13 protein-coding genes and 2 pseudogenes are annotated in these 14,323 nt (G+C 55.3%); 5 read left to right on the top strand and 10 right to left on the bottom strand.

Annotated elements, in window-relative coordinates:
* Nucleotides 1–94: 94 nt before the first annotated feature.
* Nucleotides 95–499, top strand: a pseudogene (gene tssD, locus ACZAHD_RS17250) (type VI secretion system tube protein TssD).
* A gap of 88 nt (nucleotides 500–587) precedes the next feature.
* Here the strand turns inward: tssD and uhpT are convergent.
* From uhpT to rbsK, 7 genes are all read right to left on the bottom strand, one after another.
* Nucleotides 588–1,979, bottom strand: a complete 1,392-nt coding sequence (gene uhpT / locus ACZAHD_RS17255) for a hexose-6-phosphate:phosphate antiporter (RefSeq protein ID WP_462457861.1) — start codon at nucleotides 1,977–1,979, stop codon at nucleotides 588–590.
* 141 nt (nucleotides 1,980–2,120) lie between these two features.
* Nucleotides 2,121–3,449 carry an MFS transporter family glucose-6-phosphate receptor UhpC gene (uhpC, locus tag ACZAHD_RS17260; protein WP_462457862.1) on the bottom strand — a complete coding sequence of 443 codons (1,329 nt, stop codon included), beginning with the start codon at nucleotides 3,447–3,449 and terminating at the stop codon, nucleotides 2,121–2,123.
* A gap of 9 nt (nucleotides 3,450–3,458) precedes the next feature.
* Nucleotides 3,459–4,940, bottom strand: coding sequence for a signal transduction histidine-protein kinase/phosphatase UhpB (gene uhpB / locus ACZAHD_RS17265; protein WP_462457873.1), 1,482 nt, complete (start codon nucleotides 4,938–4,940; stop codon nucleotides 3,459–3,461).
* A 17-nt stretch (nucleotides 4,941–4,957) separates the two neighbouring features.
* Nucleotides 4,958–5,551, bottom strand: coding sequence for a transcriptional regulator UhpA (gene uhpA / locus ACZAHD_RS17270; protein ID WP_462457863.1), 594 nt, complete (start codon nucleotides 5,549–5,551; stop codon nucleotides 4,958–4,960).
* An 80-nt stretch (nucleotides 5,552–5,631) separates the two neighbouring features.
* Complete coding sequence (locus ACZAHD_RS17275) at nucleotides 5,632–6,645, bottom strand: aldose 1-epimerase family protein (protein WP_462457864.1); 1,014 nt, start codon at nucleotides 6,643–6,645, stop codon at nucleotides 5,632–5,634.
* Between the two features lie 11 nt (nucleotides 6,646–6,656).
* A complete protein-coding gene (gene fucP, locus ACZAHD_RS17280) occupies nucleotides 6,657–7,973 on the bottom strand; it encodes an L-fucose:H+ symporter permease (protein WP_462457865.1) in 1,317 nt (438 codons plus the stop codon).
* 27 nt (nucleotides 7,974–8,000) lie between these two features.
* Nucleotides 8,001–8,921 carry a ribokinase gene (gene rbsK / locus ACZAHD_RS17285; RefSeq protein ID WP_462457866.1) on the bottom strand — a complete coding sequence of 307 codons (921 nt, stop codon included), beginning with the start codon at nucleotides 8,919–8,921 and terminating at the stop codon, nucleotides 8,001–8,003.
* Between the two features lie 335 nt (nucleotides 8,922–9,256).
* Between rbsK and ACZAHD_RS17290 the strand changes: the two genes are divergently transcribed.
* Entirely contained in the window at nucleotides 9,257–10,048 is a 792-nt protein-coding gene (locus tag ACZAHD_RS17290) for a DeoR family transcriptional regulator (RefSeq protein ID WP_462457867.1), read from the top strand.
* Between the two features lie 148 nt (nucleotides 10,049–10,196).
* Here ACZAHD_RS17290 and ilvN read toward each other — a convergent pair whose 3' ends face one another.
* The 3 genes from ilvN to ivbL all read right to left on the bottom strand — a co-directional run bounded on the left by ilvN (nucleotide 10,197) and on the right by ivbL (nucleotide 12,376).
* On the bottom strand, nucleotides 10,197–10,487 hold the full coding sequence (ilvN, locus tag ACZAHD_RS17295) for an acetolactate synthase small subunit (RefSeq protein ID WP_462457868.1): 291 nt from the start codon (nucleotides 10,485–10,487) through the stop codon (nucleotides 10,197–10,199).
* 3 nt (nucleotides 10,488–10,490) lie between these two features.
* The gene (gene ilvB / locus ACZAHD_RS17300; protein ID WP_462457869.1) at nucleotides 10,491–12,179 is read right to left on the bottom strand and encodes an acetolactate synthase large subunit; all 1,689 of its coding nucleotides are present in this window, start codon (nucleotides 12,177–12,179) and stop codon (nucleotides 10,491–10,493) included.
* A 101-nt stretch (nucleotides 12,180–12,280) separates the two neighbouring features.
* Nucleotides 12,281–12,376 (bottom strand): ilvB operon leader peptide IvbL, encoded by a 96-nt coding sequence (gene ivbL, locus ACZAHD_RS17305; RefSeq protein WP_462457870.1) that lies wholly within the window; start codon nucleotides 12,374–12,376, stop codon nucleotides 12,281–12,283.
* Nucleotides 12,377–12,925: 549 nt separating this feature from the next.
* Between ivbL and tisB the strand changes: the two are divergent.
* From tisB to ACZAHD_RS17320, 3 genes and pseudogenes are all read left to right on the top strand, one after another.
* Nucleotides 12,926–13,040: pseudogene (gene tisB, locus ACZAHD_RS17310) on the top strand (type I toxin-antitoxin system toxin TisB); the annotation flags it as partial.
* Between the two features lie 98 nt (nucleotides 13,041–13,138).
* Nucleotides 13,139–13,585 (top strand): GNAT family N-acetyltransferase, encoded by a 447-nt coding sequence (locus tag ACZAHD_RS17315; RefSeq protein ID WP_462457871.1) that lies wholly within the window; start codon nucleotides 13,139–13,141, stop codon nucleotides 13,583–13,585.
* Nucleotides 13,586–13,653: 68 nt separating this feature from the next.
* Nucleotides 13,654–14,323, top strand: a 670-nt coding sequence (locus ACZAHD_RS17320; RefSeq protein ID WP_462457872.1) for an EamA family transporter, incomplete at its 3' end; no start/stop codon positions are given.

Consider the following 14,323-nt stretch of genomic DNA (forward strand, 5'->3'; position numbering starts at 1 on the left):
GTCATTACCAGCGTATTTATTTTTATATGATGAGAATGGAGTTCAGGTAAAAGGCGATTGTCTGATGCCAGGTAGAGAAGGCGCTATTGAAATCATGAACAGTAGCTACGGTGTAAGGCAAGGTGTAGATAGTTTTACTGGAAGCATGACAGGAACACGGCAGCACGATCCTGTTACTGTCCATAAACAGTTAGACAAAACGAGTCCCTTTTTTGCTATTGCTGTTTGTGAGTCCAAACGCTGACAGAAAGCCGTAATTAAATATTATGCTATTATAGAGGCAGGTGTTGAAGTTGAACTATATAAAATCACATTAGATAGTGTAGTTATTTCTTCCGTTGATTTTACGCATGTCTACTACCCTGGTAGCTCTTCTCCAAATATGCATGAAATCATAGGATTAAGATTTAGAGGGATTGAATGGAACTACCTTAGAGGGAATATAAAGTATGATGACGCATGGATGAAACCGTCAAAAAACCAGAAAAACCATCAGTAAGCCAGAAGAGGCCTAAATTCCCCTCTTGCACAGCAGGCATAAAAAAGCCCGGCGGGAAGGCCGAGCAACGTTACCAATACCTGATGCCTCAGGCGGTCTGCAAACTTTGTTTCTTCTTCTCGCGGCGAATTTTACGTTCTTCAAAGACTGCGACGATAGCCATCAGACAGATACAGCCGATAGCTGCCGCATCCAGCGCCGCAAAAGTACCGGCCCAGCCGGTCAGGCCAAAGACCGGCGTGCCGTCGGCAATCATCCCCAGCCCCAGTTTGGCAAAGCTGTCACCGATCAGATAAGCGAAGGTACCTTTGATACCGTCCGCCGCGCCAATGGCTTTTTTCGGGACGAAGCCTACTGCCGCAACGCCGATCAGCAGTTGCGGGCCAAACACCAGAAAGCCTAAGGCAAACAGCGACATCAGATAGACATACTGGTTACTGGCATGCTGGTAAACACCAAGGGTCGCGATGATTAACGCCAGCGCGATACAGGCCACCAGCGCGCGACGGCCGTTCGCCAGATCCGACAGCCAGCCCCACAGCAACGTTCCGACCAGCGCCCCGACTTCAAATAAGGTAAAGCCCTGAATCGCAACCTCTTTGGAAAGCTTCAGTTCCTGGAAGGCATAGACCGTCGACCACTGATCGATACCGATGCGCACCACATAGAGGAAGATGTTGGAGAAGCACAACAGCCAGATGACTTTGTTTTTCAGCACATACTCAACGAAAATCTGCCATTTAGTCATGGCGTTATCTTCGGTTTCTTTGTCTTCTTCGCTGATCTCTTCGCCGAACAGCTCTTCCGCGTTCCCCAGGCCATAGGATTCCGGAGAGTCACTACCAAAACGTAGACCGATAAAGCCGACAATCAGCGCAATAATCGACGGGAAGATAAACATGCCGATGACGTGGCCATCGAACAAATAGTTCGCGCCGAACAGCGCCACACCCGCTGCGCCCGCGCCGCCGAGGTTGTGAGAGATATTCCAGAAGCCGAGGAAAGTGCCGCGCTTACGGCGTGGCGTCCATTTGGTAATGGTGGAATAGCTACACGAACCGCCAGTGCTCTGAAAGAAACCGCTCAGCGCATAGAAGGCGATCATCAGGAACAGACTGGTTGAGCCGGCCCCCATACTGGCGCTGAAGCCCAGCATACAGATTGCGGAGAGAATCAGCATAAACGGCAGGAACTGCTTGGTGTTTTTACCGTCCGCGTAGTAGGACACCAGCGTTTTACCCACGCCATAGGTGATCGAGAAGCCAAGGCCAATCATCCCCAGTTGGGTCATGCTCAACCCATAGGTGGAAATCATGTCGTTCTGGGCGATGTTAAAGTTTTTGCGGATCAGATACATCGTCAGGTAGCCGATAAAGACCACCAGATAGGACTGCATGAACGGTTTGAACCACATTTTACGCCGCACGTCGAGCGGCAGATCCAGGGTCGGCTTGCGCACCTGGTTTAGAAAAGCCAACATAGGACACTCCGGGCTAATTTTTATACCTGCGAATGGCAGGCATTGTAAAAAGCCGCAGTGCGGCTGGCCTGAGACAGCGTCCAGGCGGAACCGGGAAAATTTCTTAGTTTTGTCCCACTCGGGGTAAAAAAGAGAGACAGCTCACGCTTCGTGAGCTGTTCTTGGTGCCTGAGCGTTTAAAAACGGCAGCAGCAGCAGCGCGGAAATACCGGCGGCAATTGCGATGACCACGAAAAAACCGCTCCAGTGCCAGATTTCCATGACCTGCGCCAGCGGCCAGCCGGAAAGCGACGCCCCGAGATAGGCAAACAGCCCGACAAAGCCGGTTGCCGCGCCCGCCGCTTCTTTGTGAGAACACTCCGCCGCCGCCATGCCAATCAGCATCTGGGGGCCAAACACAAAGAAACCGGTGGTAAAGAAGCAGGCCGTCTGCATCACATAGCTGGCGAAAGGCATCAGCCATAAACTGCCGACCGAGAGCAAAATACCGGCAGCGAAAATCAGGTTCATCGGACCTCGGTTACCGTTAAACAGTTTATCCGATCCCCAGCCTGCGACCAGCGCGCCAATAAAACCGCCCAGCTCGAACATTGTCACCGCTGAATTGGCGGTTACCAGATCGACGCCCAGCGTCTCCGACATATACAGGTTGCCCCAGTCGTTAATCGCCGCCCGCACCACGTATACCAGGACGTAACACAGCGACAGCAGCCAGATATAGGGATTCAGCAGCACGTATTTGGTGAGGATCTCTTTGCGCGTCAGCCCTGCCCCTTCCTGCTGCTGGGCAATCTCCAGCTCGTCATGCCGCCAGTCGCCCACCGCAGGTAACCCAACGACCTGCGGCCGGTCGCGCAGTCGCCAGCAGAGGAACAGTCCGGCGAGAATCGCCAGCATCCCGGCAATCATCATCCCGGTACGCCAGCCATAGCGCAGCGCCGCCGCGCCGACCACCATCGGGATCAGCGCCCCGCCGACGTTATGCGCGGTATTCCACAACGCCCACCAGCCGCCGCGTTCGGTCCGCGAATACCAGGCCGTCAGCAGACGGGCGCACACCGGCGAGCCCCAGCCCTGGAAAAAGGCATTCAGCGCCCACAGCAGGGCAAACGCCCAAAGCGAGGTGGAAAAGCCGAACAGAATATTGACTACGCCCGTAGCGATAAGGCCCAGCCCCATAAAATAGCGGGCGTTGGAACGGTCGCTGACGATGCCGGAGAAAAACTTCGATAGCCCGTAGGTGATGTAAAACAGCGTCGCCAGCAGGCCGATATCGCTGCGGGTCAGGACGTTGCTGGCGACAATTTCCGGCACCGCAGCATTAAAGCTTTTGCGCGTGAAATAAAACAGGGCATAGCCCAGCCAGATGGTCAGCAGAATATGACGTCGCCAGTAGCGGTAACGCTCATCAAGCGCCTGCTTATCGGCAACCGGCGCGGCATCGGGCGGGGATTTCAGAAAACTCAGCATTATTACTCCTCAAACATAACGGCGCGGCAGACTGACGCAGACCCGCGTACCGTGCGTGCAGGAGACAGTGAGCGTGCCGCCCAGCGCCGTCACGCGTTCGCGCATACCGGTGAGGCCAAAGCCCTGCTGCCCGATCCCCGATGGCAGCCCGCAGCCATCATCCTCAAGAACCAGAATCAGCCGCTCATCTTGCTGCCAGCCCTGCAGCGTCACCGCACTGGCGCTGGCGTGCTTCACGATGTTATTCAGCCCTTCCTGGCAGACGCGAAACAGCGTCACGCGCTGGTTTTCGCTTAATGCGGCCTCATCAATTCGCCAATCGAGATGACTGACCATCCCGCGATCTTCCAGCTCCATTTCGCGCATCAGCGAACGTACCGCCTGTTCAAGGGTCAGATCGTCGAGCTGACGCGGGCGCAGACGACCCAGCAGACGACGAACCGAATCGTAAACCCCTAGCGAAAGCTGCTCAATAAGCTGGCCGCTCTGTTTCACGCCGCCGTTTTCCGGCGCCAGACGCTGCACAATCCCGGCCTGGGTGCGAATCGCAGTAATGGTCTGGCCGATGTCATCGTGCAGTTCGCGCGCCACGTCCCGGCGCACGCTCTCTTCCGTTTCCAGTAGGCGCTCCGCCAGCCGCTGGTTGCGCGCCAGTTCGTTTTGCAGCGACTGATTCAGTTCACGCAGACGCTGAATCCCGGCGCCCAACAGCAGCCCGGTCAGGCTCTGCGCCAGCAGCGAGAGCAGCAAATCCACCGGATGATCGTGCCAGGTCTGACTGGCGATTAACGCAATCGCATTCATCAGCGCAGCGATCAGCGCCCCCTGCCAACCGTAATGCCAGGCTAAAGCGATGATCGGCAACGCCAGACAGAAAGGGGTAAAACGCGAGAGTTCAGCAGGCAATCCCAGCTGTAGCCAGAGACTGACGCTAAACAGCAGCAGATACCAGATAAGATGCCGTCCTCGCCAGTTAATCGGCTGTGAAACCAGCGATGGCCCCAGCGGTCGCCAGACGGTACTGGTGAGATAGTGCCAGATAACCAGACAGGTCGGAGCCAGCGTCAGGCCGCCGGTTAATGTCAGCAGCAGCGCGTTCAGTCCGTCGCTCCCTTCACTCATCCACGGCAACGATTGCAACAGCGAGGCGGCAATCAGCGCGCCGCCCTGACGCAGCAATGTGAGCCAGTCGCGCTGGTGACGATAGCGCGAAATGAGCGCCACTGGCAGCAGCGCCAGCACACTACCGATCATCAATATTATCGGATGCGCCAGCGCCACTTCCTGCGCCAGCCAGAAGATCAGCAGCCATTCAGCGCCCAGCAACACCGGCCAGTAGCCGCGCGGGCACTGAAGCATCAAACCCAGCCGCAGGCCAAAGGGGAACAGCAGAACGGCAAGATCCGCTCGTTCGACCAGGTGCAGGCTGATGCTCCACAGGCAGAACCACGCGGCGGAGAAAATGCAAAAACAGCCGGCCACCGAAAGCAGCCGGGAGAGGAACGGTCTCATTGCCAGCTATCGAACATGCGTCGCGCCAACTCAACATCGTTGCTGACGCCCAGCTTTTCCAGCAGATTTGCGCGATGCACGTGTACGGTTTTTGGCGACAATGCCAGCTCAGCGGCGATCTCTTTCACCGCCATCCCCTGCACCAGCTTTTCCGCGACCTGCCGCTCGCGGCGGGTGAGCGGATCCTGGCGACCTGCCGCCAGCTTCATGGCGATATCCGGCGTCAGGTAACAACCGCCGGCCGCCACCGTTCTGACCGCGGCGATCAGCTCATCCGGGCTACAGCGTTTGGAGAGAAAACCGCGGGCGCCGGCATTCAGCGCCTGTTCCACCAGCGCCGGGCTGTCGTGAACTGACAGCATGATGGTCGCCATACCTTTAGGCAGCAGGCTGAGCAGCTCAAGCCCAGACATATCCGGCATCGAGATGTCACAAATACAGACCTGTACACCGCGCCCGGGCAGCCCCGCCAACGCGTCGCGGGCGGAACCGAATTCGGCAACCACCTGGAAATCGGCTTCCAGCCCCAGCAACTGCGCAAATCCGGAGCGAACGATAAGATGATCGTCGATAAGGGCAATGGTGGTCATGACGTGTCCTGGCAGGTTAAAAAACGCGCTTACCTTAACGATAAGCACGTTGTTGTTCAAGCCTTGCGCAGGATTATGCCTCAGGCGATACCGGTGGTCACCGTGAAGGTCCGGGTTTGCTGTGGCGCCAGAGAAATCAAACTGCCATTACGCTGCGCCGCCAGGAACCCTTCGGGGCGACAGGTGGCGGGCAGCGCGAAGGCGGCAACCTGCTGATCGCCGTTATAGAGGATCCAGCGGGTAACATAATTGAACTCAGTGCTGGAGAAACGGGTGACAAACGTGGTGCCATCCGGTGCTATCATGCGAAATTCCAGGCTATCGGTGTAGCGATCCAGCTTATCGGCAAAAAAGACGATTTCCGGATCGTAATACTGAGGCTCACACAACGTGGTCAGCGAGGCTTCGCCTTGCAGGAGGCGCTGATTGAACGCCAGCCATGATTCCGTCGGCTGTACATGGGCCGGTACCGACTCGCGCAGCGAGAGCGCTTCATCCGGGATATTCTGACTGAAAGTCGCCTGCGCCACATAGGCATAATTCATATGGCACATGTACTGCAGCGGCATGGCGACAGAGGCAAGATTGGTCACCGTCATCTGGATATCAAACAGCGCGCTGGCTCGCCGTAAGACCACCGCTGGTCGCGCCTCGTAGCGATGACCAAAGCCCATCACGTATTCATAGCGCCCCGCCACCCGCAGGCAGTCAGCCTCCAGTTCAAGCCAGGCTTCATCCATCGCCGCGCAGGCCATTTCACCATGCAGCGGGTGGGTATCCTGCGGCGACGGGCAGCCGTTCGCCAGCAGTCCTGAGTGGAAAGCGAAGCAGCCGTAGGTAGCCACCACCTCCGCCGCCGGCTTCGGCTCGCTGAACATATTACGCATGGTCAGATCGTGGCCGTCAAACTCAGCATCCCAGATCATTTGCCCCAGCCAGGGCAGAATCACCAGATAGCCGCGCGCGTTTTCCACCCGCAGCCCCTCTACGCCGCTGGCATAGCGAAAAGCCGTTACCGTAAAGTCATCATTCGCCAGCAGCGTGCGCGGTTGCTCGCTAAAGAGCGGGCGCCATAAAGGTAAGCGTGTCGTCATGATCGTTCTCCTCAGGATGCCGTCGCTTCAGTCAGCGCACGGCGGACTTTGCATTCGCGCCAGAAATAGATGCCGACATAGATGAAACACAGCATCGGTACCAGGAACGAGACCTGCAGCGAGTGGAACATATCGGCTACAAAGCCCTGAATCGCAGGGACGACGGCGGCGCCAATAATCGCCATCACAATCACCGCGCCAGCCATTTCGGTGTGTTCGTTATCCACCGTATCGAGCGTACCGGCATAGATGGTTGCCCAGCACGGTCCGAACAGCACGCTCACCAGCACCGCCACGTAGACCGCGCTGAAGCTCGGCGCCAGCGCCACATACGCAAGGAACAGCGCGCCGATCACCGAGTAGAGAATCAGCACTTTTTCCGGCGTGAAGCGGGTCATTAAAATGTTGGCGATAAACTTGCCGATAAAGAAGCAGGCAAAGCTGTATACCATAAACGTTGAGGCATCACGCTCGTTGATATCGCCCAGCACCAGAGCGAGACGAATGGTGAACGACCAGACGGTGACCTGCATACCGACATATAAGAACTGAGCGGCAATTCCGCGACGAAAACGCGCGTTGCTGGCCAGGTAGCGCAGCGTATCGGCCGCCGACGGGCGTTTATGGTTCACCGTCTGCGCAACTTTACAGGTCGGGAAGCGCGTCAGCAGGAACAGCACCATGACCACCACCAGCACCATGATCATGTACTTGTAAGGCTCAAGGGTGTTTTCCAGCATCAGAACTTTAAAATTATGAATCTGCTCGGCATTCATGCCGGCCATCTGTTTTTCCAGACTTTCGCCATCGGAAAAGACCAGATATTTACCCAGCAAAATCCCGGCTGCCGCGCCAATCGGATAAAAAGTCTGGCTGATGTTCAGGCGCAGTGTGGCATGGCTTTTCGGGCCAATCATCGAACTGTAGGTGTTCGCTGCCGTCTCGAGAAAGCTCAGGCCGATGGCAATCGCGAAAATCGCTGCCAGGAACATAGTGTAGGTTGCCATGTGTGAGGCCGGGAAAAAGAGCGTGCAGCCGACGATATACAGCGTCAGCCCCGTGAGAATAGCGACCTTATAGCTGGTATTTTTAATCACTAACGATGCCGGAATGGCAATTAAAAAATAACCGCCATAAAATGCGCTCTGAACCAGCGCGGAGGCAAAGTTACTTAATGCAAATACACTTTTAAACTGCGTAATTAAAATATCATTTAAAGCCGCAGCACATCCCCATAAAGGGAATAAGCAGGATAACAAAATAAACTGGAACATAGGGGTCTTGTTCAGATAGCCATCAGGCATCTGAATGATGTTTTTATCGTTCATAGTGCTACCTTTTACAGGGCAGGGTGATTATTCGTTTAACGACAGATATTCATTAAACTGCTCGATACTGGGATAAGACGATTGCGTGCCTTTCCCCGTGACGCTAAAGGCGGCAAAGAGAGCGGCTTTTTTCATGGCGGATTCAACATCTCCGCTCTGGACGTAATAGTGAGCAAAACAACCGATAAAGGCATCGCCTGCGCCGCTGGTATCTACCGCGCTGACTTTAAATGCCGGGACATGCACTTCCTGAGTGCGCGTCATCCACAGCGCGCCTTTCTCACCCATGGTCACAATAATATTGTTGAGGCCCTTTTCCACGAGGCTGCGGGCGGCGATACGAATATTATCGTAAGTATCTACAGGCAGGCCGGTTAATATTTCCAGCTCGGTCTCATTGGGGACAAAGAAATCACATTTGCAGGCATAAGACATATCTAATTCGCGCAGAGCCGGAGCCGGATTTAATAACACTTCAATACCGTGCTTTTTACCAAATTCGATCGCGTGGTAAACCGTCTCCAGTTGCACCTCAAGCTGCAAAATAATCAGCTGGCATTTTTTTAAATCCTCGGCGGCGCGATCGATATCTTCAGGAGAGAGGAATTTGTTGGCACCCTTAATAATAAGAATGCTGTTGCTGGAGTTAGCATTCACGAAGATCGGTGCCACGCCACTGCTGGTGCAGGGGACTTTCTCAACATAGGTGGTATTGATGCCCCAGGACTCAAGATTGCGAATTGTGTTATCCGCAAAGATATCATCTCCCACCTTGGTCAACATCAGCACTTTCGAATTGAGCTTAGCGGCCGCCACGGCCTGGTTGGCCCCTTTCCCGCCGCAGCCAATTTTGAACGCCGGCGCCTCAAGGGTTTCCCCCTCTTTCGGCATCTGGTTGGTGTAGGTGATGAGGTCCACCATGTTGGAGCCAATAACCGCGATATCCATTTTACTACCTCTCAGAAACAATCACATAACAATGATATTATCGTAACATTATCATGTTACTTTAGTACCATTTGTGACCATGATCGCGATTGCAGTATCATTTAATGTTTATTTATCAACCAGTGAGATGTGATAAACCATGAGATAAAGAAAAATAAAAATAAAAAACAACAACACAACAAACTGAAAAAAAGAGATAACTATAAAAAAAACGAGATCAATCAGGCTTTTAATTCTGAAAGGGCCGCAGTATAGTAATGTGAATGCATAATGTTTCAGCAGGGACAAAAATGTTACCAAAAGAACATTTGCCACATGAATTACGGAGAGTGTGAATGGAGACCAAGCAAAAAGAACGTATACGTCGTCTGATGGAACTGCTGAAGAAAACCGACCGCATCCATCTTAAAGACGCCGCACGTATGCTGGAGGTCTCTGTGATGACGATTCGCCGGGATCTCGGCCAGGAAAACGACGAACCGCTGCCGCTCACGCTGCTGGGCGGCTACGTGGTGATGGTCAACAAACCCTCATCGCCTTCCGTCACGCCAGCACTGGCGACAAAACCAGCTCATCATCGTGACGATCTGCCCATTGCCATCCTCGCCGCCGGCCTGGTCAGCGAAAACGACCTGGTCTTTTTTGATAACGGCAGCGAAATGCCGCTGGTCATCAATATGATCCCCGATGATATTACTTTTACCGGCATTTGCTATTCACATCGGGTGTTTATGGCCTTAAATGAAAAGCCCAACGCCACCGCCATCTTATGCGGCGGTACCTATCGGGCGAAGAGCGATGCTTTCTACGATACCAGCAACCCGTCAGCGCTGGATTCACTCAATCCGCGTAAAGTGTTTATCTCCGCCAGCGGCGTTCATGAACATTTTGGCGTCAGCTGGTTTAACCCCGACGATCTCGCCACCAAACGTAAAGCGATGGATCGCGGCCTGCGGAAAATCCTGCTCGCGCGCTACGCGCTGTTTGATGATGTTGCGCCTGCCAGTATTGCACCGCTGCCGGCATTTGATGTGTTGATCAGCGATCGCCCGTTACCGGCAGACTATGCCGCGCACTGCCGGAACGGGTCGGTAATAGTCATCACGCCGGACGCTGAAAGCGAATAGCTTAGCGCCATCCCACCAGGCGTAGATTGTTGCAGCCCGTCTGGACACGGACAGCGCGGAAAAACCGGAGCGTACACGCCGTACGTGAGGGAATTGAGCACTGCCCAAGGCCAAAATGGCAAATAAAATAGCCTAATGGGATAGGCTCTTACTCAAAGAAGACGGCAATTTTATTAAACATGGAAGGATCGGACTGGTTACGCACCACCTTCTCCACGTCCTCCAGTTTTTCAATCTGGCTGATCATCTGCCCCAGCCGCTGGTCATCGTTCACCAGTAGCCAGATGCGGCTGTGGTGGCTGTTCTGAATCGGTAAGCAGAGAATGCCTTCCACGTTGAACGCGCGGCGGGCAAACAGGCCACAGACGTGGGTCATCACCCCCGGATGGTTGCGGACGGTGAGTTCCAGAATAACGTTATCATGAGTCTGCTGTTGCATGGTTTATTCCCCCACCATTTCTGTATTTGCCGCTCCCGGCGGAACCATCGGATAGACTTTCTCTTCCGCATCAATACGCACATGAATCAGCGCCGGGCCGGGCCGATCGACGATCGCCTGCAGCGCTGCCTGCGGGTCGGCCTCGTGATTTAAATCGCAGGTTTGCAGACCAAAGCCAGCAGCAATCTGCATAAAGTTAATCATTCCGGGATAGGTCGCAGCAAATACCCCTTGCTGATAGAACAGGCTCTGTTGCTGATAGACCAGCCCCAGCGCTTCGTTATTCATCAGGATGATTTTCACATCCAGCTGGTTTTCTGCCGCGGTGGCCATTTCCTGAATGTTCATCATCAGGCTGCCGTCACCGGAGAAGCAGATGACTTTGCGCTGGGGATTAGCCAGCGCCGCACCGACCGCTGCCGGCAGACCGAACCCCATGGTTCCCAGCCCACCGGAAGTCAGCCATTGACGCGGACGATTCAACGGATAAGCCTGGGCAACCCACATCTGATGCTGACCGACGTCGGTGGTGACGATTGCCTCATCATTGACGCAGGCGGCAACGGCGTTGATCAGGCCGTAATGCGTGAGCGGGTCGCTCTCCTGCGGAATCGGCGAAGGGAACTCACGCTGTAAGTTCGCCACCAGTTGGCGCCACTCGTCACGCGGCTGGGCGGCGACCTGCGGCGTCAGCTGCGCCAGAACGTCGGCCACATCCCCCTGGATCGCCACGTGTGGCTGCTTGATTTTACCCAGCTCGGACCGGTCGATATCGACGTGAATAATTTTCGCGTTCGGGCAGAACTGCTCGGTTTTACCAATCGCCCGGTCATCAAAACGTGCACCTAACACAATCAGTAAATCCGCCTCTTGCAGAATAAAGTTGGTGCTACGCGCGCCGTGCATCCCCAGCATGCCCAGTGACAGCGGATGCGCCTTCGGCAGCATCCCCAGTGCCATCAGGGTCATCGTGGTCGGCAGGTTCGCTTTTTCCGCCAGCGCACGTACCTGCTCAGGGGCATTAATCACGCCACCGCCCAGATAAAGTACCGGACGTTTAGCCGCATTGATCATGGCTGCTGCGTCGTGGACGCTGGCGCTGTCAAATGTCGGCGGTGCGGTGCGCGCACCCGGCTCCGGTAACACCTCCAGCTCGATGGTCGCCGTCTGCACATCCTTAGGAATATCTATCCACACCGGACCCGGCCGGCCGGACTGAGCGATGCGAAAAGCGTCGCTCATCACCTGCGGCAATTCAGCAATATCGCGGACCAGATAGTTATGTTTGGTGATGGGGATAGAGATACCGTAGGTGTCGACTTCCTGGAACGCATCGGTCCCGATCATCGATGCCGGAACCTGGCCGGTAATGCACACCAGCGGAATTGAGTCCAGACGCGCATCGGCGATGGCGGTGATCAGGTTGGTGGCGCCCGGTCCGCTACAGGCCATACAGACCGCCGGTTTGCCCTCAGTACGCGCCATTCCCTGAGCGATAAAGCCCGCCCCCTGTTCATGACGCGCCAGAACGTGGCGAATCTGCTTGCTTTGGCTTAATGCGTCATAGATAGGAAGGATAGATCCACCCGGGATGCCCGCAACGGTGGTGATCCCCTGGCGTTCCAGTAAATGAATAACTAACTGTGCGCCGGTAAAGCGCATTTTTTCTGATGCTGTGCCCGAACTTGCCATGCTCCAGTCCTTTTATTTTGAGCCGACTTACCGGGCGAGTGTCGAAAAAAAACCCCGCCCGGTTTGCGCCGGCGGGGTTTGGAATCGTGTTGTTCCGGACCCTACGGCGCATTGCCGACGACGACCACCACACGCACGACGACCACCGCGGCAGGCGCGGTTTTTAGTAGAGTCGTAGTCAGAATGGCAGCGTTCATTAGGGACCTGTTGTGTCGAAAATTTAACTGAATTTATACAAACACAACCGCCGCCATTAAACAACGGATTTATTTTCATCCACGAGAATTTGCGCGAAGGATCACAATTTCTAACCGAACGAAAAAAACAAAAAACCCCGCCGGAGCGAGGTTTTTCTCAGCATGTTCACGGCTGGTCACCGCAAGTACACTGTATTACGTCAACGCTGAAAGTATACGCCCGCACAGGCGCTCACGCAATTTTCACCTCGGTTTTTGCCAAAGTAGAGTATGGCTGGCAAGTGCAATTTTGTCGAGAAAATACTGTATGTGTATACAGTATTTGTTTATACTGAAAACGTTCACGTTGTGTCATTCGGGGCCGCATGTATCACCGGCGCAATAAAGTCCTGGCTGAAACGGGTGGTGCCGTCAGCGCCTTAACCCCGAGAGAGCACACTGTGTTACGTCAACAAATACGCTAATGTCTTCTGGCCACGGCAACGTGTCCCGGCTGGCGGCGTATATCCTGGCTGGCAACAGGCGGCGGAAAGGTACGCCAGCCGGTCGTGCTCCTGTACCAGAGGAGACGCGTATGGGTGCCATGGATATTGTTGTTCTTATCCTGAAACTCATGGTTGCCATGTTGCAACTGCTTGATGCCGTCCTGAAACAGCTACGTTGATTCAGGTTCAAGTCGCACCTGGGAGGGGCGGGGAAACCGCCCCTCTACAGGCGGTTCCCATTAACCACTAGCCTTGTGCTGACTTACTGGAGAAAATCATGCCACCGCTGTTGATTGCCGCCACGACGCCTGACGACCCAGGGTTTTTTGCTTTGCGCAGTGAAAGCCTCGCCCAACATTTCAATATGCTGCGCCGCCTGGCAGAGAACTGGCAAAGCGGCAAAAACCGCTTTAGCGCGCCAGGGGAAAAACTGCTGGGCGCCTTTGTCGCCGGGCAACTGGTTGGGGTTTGTGGGCTGAATATCGACCCCTTCAGCCCGCAACTGCGAGCCGGGCGCATCCGCCATTTATATATCAGCGATGCCTTTCGGCGGCAGAATATCGGCCAGCAGCTGCTGGTGGCGGTCATCACCCACTCAGGCACCTGGTTTGATTTTCTCAACACCCACGCGCCACCGTCGGCGTGGCCGTTTTATGAATCGCTTGGGTTTCGCCCGGTTTATGATGAGCCGCGGGTCACTCATCGCCTGTTCTGCTCACTTTAAGCACGGCTAGCCGGGCGAAAATGCCCGTGTTACAGTGCCAGACTCGGCCACTCACCCACATACCTGCTATGACGATAACCGTTTTCTGCGTTCTGCTGTTCGCCGCCCTCCTGCATGCCAGCTGGAATGCTATCGTCAAAGCAAGTGGAGATAAGCTGTACGCGGCGATTGGCGTGAGCGGCTCTGCCGCGCTTATCGCCCTGGCGGCCTTGCCTTTCGCACCGCAGCCCTCCCCGGCCAGCGTGCCGTATCTGGCGCTTTCCTGCGCATTGCAGGTGGTGTACACCGTTCTGGTCGCCAAAACCTACCAGGTCTCCGACATGAGCCAGACCTATCCATTGATGCGCGGCACCGCGCCTCTGCTGGTGGCGGTGATTAGCGTCGTGTTCCTCGGCGACACGCTGTCGCCGCTGGCATGGACGGGCATTGGCGTAATCTGTCTGGCGATCCTCGCGATGGCCTGCAACGGCCGGACCCGCTCCGGCTACGGCATCACCCTCGCGCTGATCAACGCCTGTTTTATCGCCGGCTATACGTTGGTTGATGGTACCGGCGTGCGGTTGTCGGATACGGCGCTGGGCTACACGCTGTGGTCCTTTTTAATGAACGGCAGCTGCCTGCTGAGCTGGTCGATGGTCGCTCGTCGCCAGGAAGCCAGCCGCTATCTGCGCCGGCACTGGAAAAAAGGCGCGATCGGCGGCCTGAGTACGATGGGATCATACGGCATGGCGCTTTGGG

The sequence above is a fragment of the Raoultella sp. genome (assembly GCF_039594335.1).
Classification (GTDB): Bacteria; Pseudomonadota; Gammaproteobacteria; order Enterobacterales; family Enterobacteriaceae; genus Klebsiella.

Excerpts from the sequence above, each read along its gene's own strand:
- uhpT (WP_462457861.1), bottom strand. The coding sequence starts at position 1,979 with ATGTTGGCTTTTCTAAACCAGGTGCGCAAGCCGACCCTGGATCTGCCG.
- uhpC (WP_462457862.1), bottom strand. The coding sequence starts at position 3,449 with ATGCTGAGTTTTCTGAAATCCCCGCCCGATGCCGCGCCGGTTGCCGAT.
- uhpA (WP_462457863.1), bottom strand. The coding sequence starts at position 5,551 with ATGACCACCATTGCCCTTATCGACGATCATCTTATCGTTCGCTCCGGA.
- ACZAHD_RS17275 (WP_462457864.1), bottom strand. The coding sequence starts at position 6,645 with ATGACGACACGCTTACCTTTATGGCGCCCGCTCTTTAGCGAGCAACCG.
- fucP (WP_462457865.1), bottom strand. The coding sequence starts at position 7,973 with ATGAACGATAAAAACATCATTCAGATGCCTGATGGCTATCTGAACAAG.
- rbsK (WP_462457866.1), bottom strand. The coding sequence starts at position 8,921 with ATGGATATCGCGGTTATTGGCTCCAACATGGTGGACCTCATCACCTAC.
- ACZAHD_RS17290 (WP_462457867.1), top strand. The coding sequence starts at position 9,257 with ATGGAGACCAAGCAAAAAGAACGTATACGTCGTCTGATGGAACTGCTG.
- ilvN (WP_462457868.1), bottom strand. The coding sequence starts at position 10,487 with ATGCAACAGCAGACTCATGATAACGTTATTCTGGAACTCACCGTCCGC.
- ilvB (WP_462457869.1), bottom strand. The coding sequence starts at position 12,179 with ATGGCAAGTTCGGGCACAGCATCAGAAAAAATGCGCTTTACCGGCGCA.
- ivbL (WP_462457870.1), bottom strand. The coding sequence starts at position 12,376 with ATGAACGCTGCCATTCTGACTACGACTCTACTAAAAACCGCGCCTGCC.
- ACZAHD_RS17315 (WP_462457871.1), top strand. The coding sequence starts at position 13,139 with ATGCCACCGCTGTTGATTGCCGCCACGACGCCTGACGACCCAGGGTTT.